The sequence below is a fragment of the Gayadomonas joobiniege G7 genome, from assembly GCF_000300815.1.
Lineage (GTDB): Bacteria > Pseudomonadota > Gammaproteobacteria > Enterobacterales > Alteromonadaceae > Catenovulum > Catenovulum joobiniege.
Genome location: NZ_AMRX01000004.1, coordinates 43425 through 56986, shown reverse-complemented (window position 1 = coordinate 56986; position 13562 = coordinate 43425). Strand labels below are relative to the sequence as shown.

10 protein-coding genes are annotated in these 13562 nt (G+C 42.4%); 8 read left to right on the top strand and 2 right to left on the bottom strand.

What is annotated here, in order from left to right:
* Window positions 1-34: 34 nt before the first annotated feature.
* On the top strand, window positions 35-1456 hold the full coding sequence (gene cysG / locus C727_RS0107000) for a siroheme synthase CysG (protein ID WP_017444917.1): 1422 nt from the start codon (window positions 35-37) through the stop codon (window positions 1454-1456).
* Here cysG and C727_RS18145 read toward each other — a convergent pair.
* Window positions 1431-2369: a TIGR03899 family protein gene (locus C727_RS18145; RefSeq protein WP_017444916.1), complete on the bottom strand. Its 939-nt coding sequence runs from the start codon at window positions 2367-2369 to the stop codon at window positions 1431-1433. The two genes, cysG and C727_RS18145, sit on opposite strands and share 26 nt — an antisense overlap.
* Window positions 2370-2698: 329 nt before the next feature.
* On the opposite strand from C727_RS18145, the gene leuA reads away from it, so the two are divergent.
* The 7 genes from leuA to C727_RS0106960 all read left to right on the top strand — a co-directional run bounded on the left by leuA (window position 2699) and on the right by C727_RS0106960 (window position 12588).
* Window positions 2699-4243: a 2-isopropylmalate synthase gene (gene leuA / locus C727_RS0106990; RefSeq protein ID WP_017444915.1), complete on the top strand. Its 1545-nt coding sequence runs from the start codon at window positions 2699-2701 to the stop codon at window positions 4241-4243.
* Between the two features lie 25 nt (window positions 4244-4268).
* Window positions 4269-5369: a 3-isopropylmalate dehydrogenase gene (gene leuB / locus C727_RS0106985; RefSeq protein WP_017444914.1), complete on the top strand. Its 1101-nt coding sequence runs from the start codon at window positions 4269-4271 to the stop codon at window positions 5367-5369.
* A complete protein-coding gene (gene leuC, locus C727_RS0106980; protein ID WP_017444913.1) occupies window positions 5369-6778 on the top strand; it encodes a 3-isopropylmalate dehydratase large subunit in 1410 nt (469 codons plus the stop codon). Before leuB ends, leuC begins: the two co-directional genes overlap by 1 nt.
* Window positions 6778-7380, top strand: a complete 603-nt coding sequence (gene leuD / locus C727_RS0106975; protein WP_017444912.1) for a 3-isopropylmalate dehydratase small subunit — start codon at window positions 6778-6780, stop codon at window positions 7378-7380. Before leuC ends, leuD begins: the two co-directional genes overlap by 1 nt.
* A gap of 160 nt (window positions 7381-7540) precedes the next feature.
* Window positions 7541-10612 carry a phosphorylase b kinase regulatory subunit alpha/beta gene (locus C727_RS0106970; protein WP_017444911.1) on the top strand — a complete coding sequence of 1024 codons (3072 nt, stop codon included), beginning with the start codon at window positions 7541-7543 and terminating at the stop codon, window positions 10610-10612.
* A 7-nt stretch (window positions 10613-10619) separates the two neighbouring features.
* Window positions 10620-11825, top strand: coding sequence for a cyclic di-GMP phosphodiesterase (locus C727_RS0106965; RefSeq protein WP_017444910.1), 1206 nt, complete (start codon window positions 10620-10622; stop codon window positions 11823-11825).
* Window positions 11800-12588, top strand: coding sequence for a S1/P1 nuclease (locus tag C727_RS0106960; RefSeq protein WP_017444909.1), 789 nt, complete (start codon window positions 11800-11802; stop codon window positions 12586-12588). Before C727_RS0106965 ends, C727_RS0106960 begins: the two co-directional genes overlap by 26 nt.
* A 10-nt stretch (window positions 12589-12598) precedes the next feature.
* Here C727_RS0106960 and C727_RS0106955 read toward each other — a convergent pair whose 3' ends face one another.
* Window positions 12599-13522, bottom strand: coding sequence for a porin (locus C727_RS0106955; protein WP_017444908.1), 924 nt, complete (start codon window positions 13520-13522; stop codon window positions 12599-12601).
* Window positions 13523-13562 lie beyond the last annotated feature (40 nt).

Sequence of the window (13562 nt, the reverse complement as noted above, 5' to 3'; positions counted from 1 at the left end):
GCGTTTTTTGTTTAGCCGTTATGCAGGATAAAAAATGCAGCAATTTCCAATATTTTTAAATTTAAGTGGTTTCCCTTGTGCCGTGGTGGGGGGTGGCGAAGTCGCCAGTCGTAAAGTCTCGGCATTACTTAAAGCCGGAGCAGAACTGACTGTGATTGCGCCTAAATTGAGTCCTGAGTTGGCAGAGTTAGCCGATCAGAAACAATTTACCTATCGGCAATCACCGTGGGCAGCTGAGCTTATCAAGGACATGCGTTTAGTCGTTGCAGCGACCGACGATAACGCTATTAATCAACAAATTTATCACTATTGCGAGACCCATAAAATCCTCGTCAATGCTGTCGATCAACCAGATATCTGTCGCTATACCACGCCTTCTATTGTTAATCGCTCGCCATTAATTATTGCTATTTCATCGGCAGGTATGAGCCCAGTACTGGCACGGCGAATTCGCGCCATGTTAGAAACCATGCTACCGCAAAATCTTTCTGCCATTGCCGAATATGCTGGCGGCTTGCGCGATAAAATAAAAAAGGCCTTTAATTCGATTGGCGAACGCCGACAATTTTGGGAAAAGTTTTTTACCAGTGCCATAATGACTCGATATGACAGCTTAACAGAGCACCAAAAAGAACAATTAGTAGACGATATGATCACTGGCCAACAAGCCCAAGGTGAAGTCTGGTTGGTCGGGGCTGGGCCTGGCGACCCAGAACTGTTAACATTAAAAGCTGTGCAAAAAATGCAAATGGCTGACGTGATTGTGCATGATCGTTTAGTATCTTCCCAAATTCTCGATTTAGCGCGAAAAGATGCAGAATTTATTTGTGTTGGAAAACAAAAAAATAAACACTTAAAGCAGCAAACTGAAATCAATCAGCTATTGGTCGAACAAGCCGCATCAGGCAAAAAAGTGTGTCGATTAAAAGGCGGTGATCCTTTTATCTTTGGCCGCGGAGGTGAAGAATTAGAAACATTAGTCGAACAGCAAATTCCATTTGAAGTCGTGCCTGCGGTTACCGCAGCTGCCGGCTGCGCAAGTTATGCAGGCATCCCTTTAACGCACCGTGATTATGCGCGCAAAGTTGTCTTTGTAACAGGCCAGAATAGCAAAGCCGGTGAGCAACCTGATTGGCAAGCGTTAGTGCGTCCTTATCAAACCTTGGTCATTTATATGGGTTTAGCCCGTGCTGCCCTCATTGAAGACGAGTTAATCAAACATGGAATGTCACCCGATACGCCGGTCGCCATCATCGAAAACGGCACCACCGCCGAACAAAAAGTTTTTTGCTGCAAATTAAATCAGTTGGCGGACTTTGAACAACATAAAAAAGGGAGTCCTACCTTACTTATTATCGGTGAGGTAGTTAAACTTCATCCAAAATTAAATTGGTATCAAAGTAGTCACAACCAAACAACTAACGCTTTTGTTAATTATTTGCAGAACGAGCGCTAAATTCAACCGATAATAGACCACCAAATGACTCACCTAGTTGGAGTTTATATTGTTCGTTGAGCTGGCTAGGCAATAATGTCGCTAGCTCTGCGCCTGCTTGTGTAAAACGGTAATAAGTAACAATAGTTTGACTACTATGTGGGCGCAAAATGCATTGCTCACTGCCCGCTTGCAGGACCAAAGGTTTAGCAACAGATAACACACTTTCAATTTCACTAGAGTAGAGTAAGTTTAAATCAATTAAAGTGAGCAAATCAGGGTAGTTTAATTGGTATTGGCTTAAATTTAGCTTTTTACTGCTGCGGTCGCTAAAAACCTGATACCAAGGCGGCAGGCGATAACAGCCACTGATAATTCTGCCCCCTGTATGTTTGCCGTCTTTTAATGATAACGCGCAAGCGCGCTGAAAAATAAGGGCTTCTCTATGTGTCATTTGTTTTAGCGCATTTAGTGCGCGCAACGAAAAACTGCCAGGGCGCATCGTCTGCATTGCTAAAATTTTACCCCATAACGCCTGCATTGGTTGTGCGAAGATGCTTTCAGCTAAACTAAAAAATTGATACAGCCAATCTTCATCTAAGCGGTCCTGGCATTCTCTTTCATCAACATATTCTGCTGCTTGGTGTAAAATTGCTTCTATGTTTTGTTGTTTACGCGCATCTTCCAAGCGTTTTCGCCGCTGCGCTCTAGCGTCTAAAGTTAATCCTTTTTTGTCCGCAGCTTCATCCGAGACATATTTTTTTGCTAATTGCTTGATCACAGCGGCTGCTCGGTTCGACACTTGGCTGCCAGCCACCACTTTAGCCTTAACTTCAGTGGCTTTCATGCTTGCCTCTGCCGGCTCAGTTTGTTGATGGCGCTTTGCCAATAATGGGGGCACTTGAGGTGTGCTCTGCCCTATTTTGCTGACCATGTGTTTAAACTCTCATTTAATAGACCACCCAGCGGCAAAATGCTTTCACAAAGACAAATCGTCAAACACTTGTTTGAATATTGCCCGGGCTTTGCAGTTGACATATTGCACGAATATAACCAAAATAACTTAATATTCTTATTTTTTAAGGCTATTTTATCATGTTGTTACGACTCAGTCTGTTATTCAGCCCACAGCATATTCGTGCACGGTATATTGAGCGTTTATAAAAAGTACAACATACAAGATATCTCAATAAAAAGCCCGTGCCATGCACGGGTTTTTTATTGCCAACGTAAAAAATTAATGAGCTATTTAGGAGTACGGGTATGACTGATAATGTGATCATTTTTGACACGACTTTACGCGATGGCGAGCAAGCATTATCTGCAAGCTTATCAGTACGAGAAAAATTGCAAATTGCACTGGCGTTAGAGCGCTTAGGGGTGGATGTCATGGAAGCCGGCTTTCCGGTCTCGAGCCCTGGCGATTTTGAATCTGTCCGCAGCATTGCGCAACAAGTTAAAAACTCTGTCGTTTGTGGTCTGGCCAGAGCCGTTGAAAAAGACATAGATGCCTGTGCTCAATCGTTGAGCGTAGCCGAGCGTTTTCGTATCCACACCTTTATTTCTACCTCAACCATTCACGTTGAACAAAAGTTAAAACGCAACTTTGACCAAGTATTAGAAATGGGCGTGAATGCGGTTAAATATGCCCGAAAGTTCACAGATGATGTTGAATTCTCATGTGAAGATGCTGGTCGTACACCGATCGATAACTTATGCCGCATGGTCGAAGCTGCAATAAAAGCCGGGGCGACGACAGTCAACATTCCAGATACTGTCGGTTATACGATACCGAGCGAATTTGGCGGCATTATCGATAATTTATTTAACCGAGTCCCAAACATTGATCAAGCCGTCATTTCGGTTCATTGCCATAATGATTTAGGTTTGGCCGTGGCGAACTCAATCTCTGCCGTGCAAGCAGGTGCGCGTCAAATTGAATGTACCATCAATGGTATTGGTGAGCGTGCCGGCAACTGCTCGCTAGAAGAAGTCGCCATGATTTTAAACACACGCGGTGACTTATTCGCTGCAAATAGTCGTATAAATCATAAAGAAATCTATCATACATCACGACTGGTTAGTCAACTCTGTAATATGCCTGTTCAGCCCAATAAAGCCATTGTTGGAGCCAACGCCTTTAGCCACTCGTCTGGCATTCACCAGGATGGTGTTTTAAAAGCTAAAAACACCTATGAAATCATCACCCCTGAAAGCATTGGTAAAAGCACTAACGATTTAAATATGACCTCACGCAGCGGCCGCCATGTCATTAAACATAGAATGCAAACTATGGGATATAGTGAGCTCAGCTATGATTTAGACGAACTGTATGCCAGCTTTTTGAAACTCGCAGATCGCAAAGGCCAAGTATTTGATTATGACCTAGAAGCACTCTTATATTTCAATCAACAACAGCTTGATAAACAACATTATCAACTAATTTATTTAAATGCGGTCTCTGGAACCGACGAAACTGCACTTGCGGGGGTTAAATTAAAGGTTGGCGATGGTATAATTAAAGGTTCTGCAATTGGGAATGGCCCAGTGGATGCAACCTATCGCGCTTTATTAGATTTAGTCGATATGGATTTAACCGTCGTTGATTATGCAATCGCTGCTAAAACGGGCGGTGAAGATGCCCAGGCCCAAACAGATATTATTGTAAAATACAAAGGTCAGAAATTCCGCGGATTTGGTCTTTCAACCGACATCGTAGAATCATCAGCTCAAGCTTTATTAAATGTAATGAATTTAGCGCATCGAGCCGATGAGATAGAGTTGCAGAAAAAAGCCAAACAAAAATAAGTGGTAAATATTGGGAAAGTTTATAATGTCAGAAAATAATATGAAAGTCGCGGTATTAGCGGGCGATGGTATTGGTCCGGAAGTCATGGCCGAAGCCATTAAAGTACTTAAAGTAGTAGAACAAAAGTTTGCAGTGACTTTTGAATTTGACGAACAAGACGTTGGCGGTATTGCTATCGACAATCAAGGGCAAGCATTACCAGCTGCAACCGTTACGGCTTGTGAGCAAGCTGATGCCATTTTATTTGGTTCAGTCGGTGGCCCAAAGTGGGAAAACTTGCCACCACAAGAGCAGCCTGAGAGAGCCGCGTTATTGGGTCTTAGAGGCCATTTTGATTTATTTAGTAATTTACGCCCAGCGAGAATCTACCCTGGTTTAGAAGCCTTATCACCTCTGCGTGAAGATATTGCTAAAAGCGGTTTTGATACGCTCGTCGTTCGCGAACTCACTTCTGGCATTTATTTTGGTCAACCTAAAGGCCGTGCAGGTGAAGGTGAAGAGACTTATGGTTATGATACCATGCGCTATAGCAAAAAAGAGATCCGCCGCATCAGCAAAATCGCCTTTGAAGCCGCGCGTAAACGTCGCAGTAAAGTCACCTCAATTGACAAAGCAAACGTTCTACAAACCAGTGTTTTATGGCGTGAAATTGTTGAAGAAGTCGCCAAAGATTACCCAGACGTCAAGTTAGAACATATGTTTATTGATAATGCGACCATGCAGTTGATCCGTTATCCAAACCAATTTGATGTTGTATTATGCTCTAACTTATTTGGTGATATTATTTCTGACGAAAGTGCCATGATCACAGGCTCTATGGGCTTATTGCCTTCGGCTTCAATCAATGAAGCGGGTTTTGGCATGTATGAACCTGCAGGCGGCAGTGCCCCAGATATCGCAGGCCAAGGCATTGCTAACCCGATAGCACAAATATTATCTGCAGCAATGATGATCCGCTTTAGCTTTAACCGAAACGACATTGCTGACGCCATTGAAAAAGCAGTCGTGCAAACACTGAATGACGGCATTTTAACAGGTGAATTATTACCACCAGCGCGTCGAGATGAAGCAAAAACTACCGCGCAAGTCGGTGACTACATTGCACAATTAGTGGAGCGTATGTAATGGCTAAAACTTTATACGAAAAAATTTACGACGCACATATAGTGCGTGCTGAAGCAGGTGAAACACCGCTAATTTATATCGACCGTCATTTGGTTCATGAAGTAACCTCTCCGCAAGCGTTTGCAGGGTTAAGAGAAAAAAATCGCCCGGTTCACTGCCCTGAAAAAACATTCGCTACTATGGATCACAATGTATCGACTCAATCGATTGCGATTGATGCTGCTGCCCCTATGGCACGTATTCAAATGCAAACCTTGCAATCAAACTGTGAAGAGTTTGGTGTTCGTTTATATAGTGTTGGTCACTTAAAACAAGGCATAGTGCATGTGATCGGTCCTGAATTGGGTATCACCCTGCCAGGCACAACTATTGTTTGTGGTGACTCTCATACTGCTACTCATGGAGCCTTCGGCGCTTTAGCATTTGGTATTGGCACTTCAGAAGTAGAACATGTATTAGCGACACAAACGCTAAAACAAAATCGCTACAAAACAATGAAGGTTGAAGTCAACGGCCAGTTACCTTTCGGGGTTTCAGCCAAAGACATTATTTTGGCTATTATCGGTAAAATCGGCATGGATGGCGCGACCGGCCATGTCATTGAATACTGTGGTGAAGCCATTGAGGCCTTATCAATGGAAGCGCGCATGACCATTTGTAACATGAGTATCGAAGCTGGTGCTAAAGCCGGTTTGGTCGCACCCGACGAGACAACAATTGAATACGTTCGCGATCGTGAGTTTGCACCTAAAGGTGAAGATTTTGAAGCGGCGGTTGCGTATTGGAAAACATTAAAGTCTGATCCAGATGCTAAATTTGATACTGTGGTTAACTTAAAAGCTGAAGAGATCAGTCCTCAGGTCACTTGGGGCACCAACCCAGGCCAAGTGATAGGTATCGACAGTCCTGTACCTGCACCCGAAAGTTTTGGCAACCCAGTTGAACAAGCGTCAGCCGCTGCAGCATTAAAATACATGGGCATTAAAGCCGGCCAAAGATTAACTGATTTAAAAGTTGATAAAGTTTTTATTGGCTCTTGTACCAACAGCCGAATTGAAGATTTACGCGAAGCAGCGAAAGTAGCGGAAGGCCGTCGAGTACCAACAGGCATCGAAGCACTTGTGGTTCCGGGTTCTGGTCAAGTGCGCAAACAAGCTGAAGAAGAAGGTTTAGATAAGATTTTCATCGCTGCTGGTTTTGAATGGCGTTTACCTGGTTGTTCTATGTGTTTAGCCATGAACGACGATAAACTTGGTTTTGAAGAACGCTGTGCGTCCACTTCAAATCGGAACTTTGAAGGGCGTCAAGGCCGTGGCGGTCGTACTCACTTAGTCAGCCCAGCAATGGCTGCAGCAGCTGCCGTGAGTGGTCACTTTGTAGATATTCGTCAACTGATGGGAGATAAATAATGTCGGGCATAACCCAAATTAAAGGCAAAGTAGCGCCATTAGACAAATCTAATGTCGATACCGATCAAATTATTCCTAAACAGTTTTTACAGAAAGTGGATCGTACAGGTTTTGGCATTCATTTATTCCATGACTGGCGCTATCTAGACGAAGCAGGTGATCAACCTAACCCTGATTTTGAATTAAATAAACCTCAATATCAAGGTGCAAATGTGCTTTTATCACGCGATAACTTTGGCTGTGGTTCAAGTCGAGAACATGCGCCTTGGGCAATTAAAGATTATGGTTTTGATGTGGTTATTGCAAGCAGCTTTGCTGATATCTTTTATGGCAACTGCATGAATAACCAGATTTTACCGATAAAGCTGTCAGAAACTGAAATTGAAAGCTTATTTCAAGCGGTTAATAGTGATGCAGACGTTGTTTTTAACATTGATTTACCTGAGCAAATACTAACTGTCAATGGCCAAGTATATCGTTTTGATATCAATGATTTTCATAAACATTGTTTGGTCAATGGCTTAGACTCAATCGGCTGGACATTACAATTTGTAGACGACATTCAGGCATACGAAAACAAACTGCCTAAATGGCTTGCCTAACCCGCCCTCTTCTCACTAGGCGCATCCGCGCCTAGTTTTTCATATAATTTAAATTAAAGTCGTTCAATTCAGTTGTAACATTTAGCAACTACTGTTAAAACATACCTAAGCACTCTGAAGTGCGCTCATCTCAAACCCGTTGATCATTCAGGCCGACATTATGAAGAACAAACAACTATTAGAAACCCTATATGAGGACATTCACGATATTATATTGTCCCGTCAGCATCCGGTAACTGGTTTACTCCCTGCCAGTACAGCCATTACAACTCATGGCAATTATACCGACGCCTGGGTGCGTGATAACGTCTATTCTATTATGTCAGTTTGGGCCCTTTCATTAGCTTATCGCCGTCATGGTGATAACCAGCGCTACGACGAACTCGCACAAGCTACGATCAAACTCATGCGGGGGTTGTTACAGTCCATGATGCGTCAGGCGGATAAGGTTGAACGTTTTAAACACACCCAAGCATTTCAAGACGCATTACACGCTAAGTACGATACCGCAAGCGGTTTAACCGTAGTGGGTGATAATGAATGGGGTCATTTGCAGATCGATGCAACCTCAATTTTTTTGCTGATGCTGGCACAAATGGGCGCATCCGGCTTACGTATAGTCAATACATTTGATGAAGTCGACTTTGTCCAGAATCTTATTTATTACATTGCGTATGCTTACCGTATCCCGGATTACGGTATTTGGGAGCGTGGGAATAAAATTAATAATGGCAAGGTTGAAATTAACGCCTCTTCTGTCGGTATGGCAAAAGCGGCTTTACAAGCGCTTGACGGTTTTAACCTATTTGGCCGTGATGCTGATAAAAGAGCTATAGTACACTCAATACCAGACGGCATTTCCCGGGCGCGAAATACGCTATCTCGATTATTGCCGCGTGAGTCAATATCAAAAGAAGTGGACAGTGCACTGCTAAGTATTATTGGCTTTCCAGCTTTTGCCGTCGGCGATAAAAAACTGGTGCAAAAAACCCGTAATAAAATTCTTTCTGAGCTTGCTGGCGAATATGGTTGCAAACGTTTTTTATGGGACGGCCACCAGACTGTGGTTGAAGATCATTCCCGTATTCACTACGAACATAAAGAGCTAACCAACTTTAAAGACATTGAATCAGAATGGCCACTATTCTACACCTACTTATACATTCAAGCTTTTTATGATAATGACTTAACAGCAGCACGTGCTTACCGGCAAAAGCTCGAATCTTTGATGATAGAAAAAGACGGCAAAAAACTCTTACCAGAACTCTATTATTTACAAGCGGAACACCTTGATGCTGAACGAGAGCGACCCCATAGCCAGCCACGCACAGCCAACGAAAACCTGCCGCTAGTATGGGCACAAAGTTTATATTATGTTGGTTTCATGCTCGATGAAGGTCTGTTGGAACCAAATGATTTAGATAAACTCAAGCTAAGATACCGCTCATCTCGCAACAATAATACCCAAATTGCATTGGTGGTATTCGCCGAAAATGAACATATTAAACAGCTTTTGTCTCACCATGGCATTATTGCCGAAACACCGGAGGAAATCCGACCATTACGTTTATTAAATGCCAATCAGCTTGTTGATGTTTATCAGCATTTAGGCGCGAATCAGGCGCTCAATTTAACTGGCCGCCCGCGACGCCGTTTACAAAGCTTAGCGACCGCACAAAGCTATCAAATAAATCAAACGACTTATTTATGTCTGTCTGCTTCGGCTCAAACTCAAAATAACTATCGTCACTTGGATGCAGAGCTAGAGAGCGAAGTGCTCAAAAACGAAATAGAGCATATTAGCAACCACTGGATCCATAAAGAAGCGGCTGTCGTTAGCTACATGGTGACCCAAAGTTTGTCTGAAGCTGATAACATTGATGCACTTTTAAAAACATTGCAAAAACTTCAATTACGCAATGAAATGGCAAACGTTGGTTATGCTTCAGCGTCCTTGGCTCACCGTGCTTCTCGAGTCACTCACCTACAACTACCAGAGTACCAAGTACGTGAAAACAAATACCGCCGTGCAAATGACAGCCAACAAGATGTTTTTGATTTTGATTGTGAGCAATTAAAAGCTGAGTTTAAAAATGTATTAGCCGAAATAATGGTTGATGATGATAGGTGTTACAGTCACTTGATTCAGTGGACTCAACAAAACGATACTAGTTTAATCATCAGTGACGAGGCTGAAATACGCTTAATTGATTTAATTGCTGGGTTATATAAAAATGCCATAATAAATGGCCATTGGCTGACTGCCCGCTGGTGTTTTTCGGTTTTAGGTTATTCACATCCAGACTTAGCCGATGACTTATCCTTGTTGTCATCCCGCAACCTAAGTATTTTAGTTGGCCGTGATGGGATTACCGTTTTAAGTGGTAACAATAACAGCCTACAGCAAGAAGAATTAATCACTACGCTCAACATGGCGACTAAAACACCACTAGAGCGCACTTTGGTGCAAGAAATTTTACTGATTTTGAGTTATACAATACGCACTAATACTCGTTTGTTTGAAGGGCTGCGCTCAATCCACCTGCATAACTTATTAAACATGTGCTGTAATGAAAACTCTCTCTATCAATGTAATACCATTGAGATGTTAGCGGCTCTATCACCGTTCCAAGTAAAACAAGCGATTTGTAAAATCTTAAAAACCCAACACTCAGCTTATGATATTGATGTATCATTTAGCTTTTCGCGTGACGATGGCGCGACCCCGTATTTAGGTAAAACAGCTGCGGCCATGGATACTGACTGGTTATTATGGCGCTCACAACGTGGACTTATTACCCGCTTTGACGATGACTTTTTAACGGCAATCTGGCAAAGTTTAGCCCATTGCAAAGCCATAGTATTCGCTGATGTTGAAACTGCTAATCTCACTATGGATAGTGAACTGATCCGTAGTTCAATGACCCCAGGCGAAGAAAGTTTCGCCCGCTTAGTTGATGACCTTATTCAAAAAGCTCATCCTGTTTATTATAAAGCTGCTCTAGTAGAAACCTTGGCGATTTTTTATCGCTTCTGCCAAAAACACCCCTCTAAAACCGCTGACAAAATCATTGTTTTAGGTGAGGTTTTAGCCCAAGCAGCACAAATGAGAGTGGCTGAAAAAGGTCATAATGAGGCGGCGAATTCAGACTTAGAGCAACTATTAATGCTGTCTCCGACCCGCTTTGCTGAGTATATCAATAAAGCGTTGGAGTACCTCATAGAGATCTGATTTAGCTATGAAAAATAATAAAATAGTTTTAATTGATGAGTTACAACCTGGCAGTTATGTGATTGAGGTTTATAGTGAACGAGTTTCGTTAAATGTAACCTCAAGCGGTTGGGTGACAAGTAATAAAGCCATTCAAATGCTAAAAGATAAAGGGGTTGAGAAAGTCTTGGTAGACCCTAATCGTAGCCAACCGATTAAAACAAACGTCGCCGCAGAAACTGCTGAGCACAAGCCAAAAACAAATAACCGTTATCAATACAAAACAACGGATATCAAGTTAGAGATGGGACGGGCCAAACGCCTCTATCAAGGGGCTTTGTCGCTGCAAAAGCGCATTTTGAACGAAGTAAAACTAGGTCAAAATATCAACCTTTCAGCGGTCAAAAAAACCTGTTTAGAAATGATTGATTCAGTGTTTTATAATCCTAACGCCCTTCCTTGTTTGACAGCATTGCGCGAAAAAGAAAGCTATTTATTTCAGCACTCATTAAACGTATGTATTTTGGCGGCTATGTTCAGCCGGTATTTAAAAAAAACCGATGAAGAAATAGAGCTGATTGCCCAAGCCGCCTTTTTACATGATGTTGGCAAAGTTCAAATCCCGCCTGAGATCCTAGATAAACCTGGCCGTTTAAACGCAGATGAGTTTGAAATTATTAAACAACATGTTCAGTTTGGTGTTGATTTATTAAAAAAACATACAGATTTAGGAAGTGATGCATTAAATGTTATTGCCCAGCACCATGAGCAGTTATCAGGTGGTGGTTACCCAGCTGGATTGAAAGGTGAGCAAATCTGCCAAGCTGCCCGCATTGTGAGTATTGTAGATATTTATGATGCCTTAACCTCAGAGCGTGTTTATAAAAAAGGCATGACTGCCGCTCAAGCCTATAAAATCATGCTGAAAATGAGTGAAGATGCGCTCGATAAAGCACTCGTTAAGCAGTTTATCAATTGCATGGGGATCTACCCGCTCGGTTCATTGGTTTTGTTGTCAAACAAAAGACTGGCCGTGGTGGTTGAAAACAATAGCCAATGGCCGATAAAACCGAAAGTAAAAACCTTTTACCACACGGTGTCTCGACACTACACTGAGGTTAAAGAATGCGATCTGAGTAAGCTGAGCAATCTCGAAATTGAAGCGAGTGTGCAAGCAGATGAATATAATATTCCGATTAAAAAACTATATGACGAATTGTTGTTTCCAGCCTAAGCTGTCACTGGTATTGACTGTCAGCATCTGTCTGCTCAGCACCGAGTTGCAAGCATATGGTAAGCTTGGTCATCAATTGGTTGCCGAGCTAGCTGAAGAGTATTTAACCACCGCAAGTAAACAACAAATAAAACACCTGCTAGGGCGAGAATCACTTGCTCAGGCAGCAACTTATTTAGACCGAATGCGTGATCACCCTAGCCCATTTTGGCAAAAAAAAGCCGCACGATGGCACTATGTCACAGCGAATCATCATTATCTGCCGTCACAAGCGCCTAAATGGGGTGATGCCTATACCGCCTACCAAAACTACTATCAGCAATTAGCTAATCGCAAGCTCTCAACTAAAACTCGCCGATTAGCGCTCTATTTTGTTGTGCATCTGGTGGCTGACATGCATCAGCCACTACATGTCGGTAATGGACAGGACAAAGGTGGAAATACAATAGCGCTCTGGTTTCAAGGCAAACGTACAAACCTGCACAGAATATGGGACAGCCAACTTTTATACGCAAAAAAAGTTCGCCGCTCGCAATGGCTAAATGATTTAAAAATCATCATTAAAAAAAATAACTTACAAAAATGGCAGCAAACAGATCCACTGGTTTGGCTGCAAGAAAGTATTCAACTACGCAAAACCATATATCCAACTACTCGGACAATTGAACATCCTTATATAAAAAAACATTTACCAGCTGCCGAGCGTCGCCTTGCCCAAGCGGGTGTGCGGCTGGCAGCTGTACTTAACCTTATATTTAAATAAACAGTCCTACTTAATAACCAACAGAAATTCTATGTTGGATACCGATCGCCAGATAGGACTCATCAGCTTCCTCTGCAATATGTTTGTGGCTAAACCAGGTGTAAAAATCTGTACTTTTAGAAGCGGCGTACTCACCCCCAATGGTCGCAATCCAAGTATCGTCGAGACTTTGCAACTGACTCTCTATCGTAAAAGGTGAAAGGTCGTATGCATAACTTGCAAAAGCACCTTTTTGAATCTCCCCAGAGGTTTCATTTTTTTCTTGTTGCCAAGCCAAACTAAAAAAATGTTGTTTTATTCTGTGGCGAATTTGTGATCTGGTCGTTGTATAACCGGCAACATCAAAATCATGTGCAAGGCCAGCATACCAATTGGATGTTCTTAAACCTTCGTCACCATAAAAAATCCGCAAAGAGTTTTGGCTCTCGCCTTCCGGCGATTCTTCTGCCTTATAGCTGAAGTTAATAGCGACACCATGCCAACTCGGACTGAGATAAGTAATTATCTCTGAAAAACGGTTTTCGCCTTGCCACAAGCGCCCAATATCTGCTTCATAATGATTAAAAAGATCACCAGCCACCAGTGTATTACGCAACGCTGTGTAATCACGTCCGAACGTAAAACGACCAAAGTCCCCGCGTAATCCAATAAATTGAGGTCGTTCTGAAAATGTATCCTGTCCTTGATCAGCGGTAATATTTGTTCGCCATTCTAAATTATAAAAAAATGTTATCCCTTGATTTAATACATGCGAGCCCCGTAAACCAATCACTGAGTTATTGCTCTTTAGCTCGCTAAAAGTTTCTTTTTGTTTATCAGTCAGCTGCGCATCTAAATCAATTCTGGCATAAAATTGACCGCTGGTTGATTCCGCCAAAACTGATAGCGGCAAAACTAATACCGCGCACCAGAATGCAGGTTTGAATTGTAACATATGTATGACTTGATTCCTGTTAACTTAGCCTAGCTCATTG

Coding starts and splice junctions, on each gene's coding strand:
- leuC (WP_017444913.1), top strand. CDS start 5,369: ATGGCTAAAACTTTATACGAAAAAATTTACGACGCACATATAGTGCGT.
- C727_RS0106970 (WP_017444911.1), top strand. CDS start 7,541: ATGAAGAACAAACAACTATTAGAAACCCTATATGAGGACATTCACGAT.
- leuD (WP_017444912.1), top strand. CDS start 6,778: ATGTCGGGCATAACCCAAATTAAAGGCAAAGTAGCGCCATTAGACAAA.
- C727_RS0106960 (WP_017444909.1), top strand. CDS start 11,800: ATGACGAATTGTTGTTTCCAGCCTAAGCTGTCACTGGTATTGACTGTC.
- leuA (WP_017444915.1), top strand. CDS start 2,699: ATGACTGATAATGTGATCATTTTTGACACGACTTTACGCGATGGCGAG.
- C727_RS0106965 (WP_017444910.1), top strand. CDS start 10,620: ATGAAAAATAATAAAATAGTTTTAATTGATGAGTTACAACCTGGCAGT.
- C727_RS18145 (WP_017444916.1), bottom strand. CDS start 2,369: ATGGTCAGCAAAATAGGGCAGAGCACACCTCAAGTGCCCCCATTATTG.
- cysG (WP_017444917.1), top strand. CDS start 35: ATGCAGCAATTTCCAATATTTTTAAATTTAAGTGGTTTCCCTTGTGCC.
- leuB (WP_017444914.1), top strand. CDS start 4,269: ATGTCAGAAAATAATATGAAAGTCGCGGTATTAGCGGGCGATGGTATT.
- C727_RS0106955 (WP_017444908.1), bottom strand. CDS start 13,522: ATGTTACAATTCAAACCTGCATTCTGGTGCGCGGTATTAGTTTTGCCG.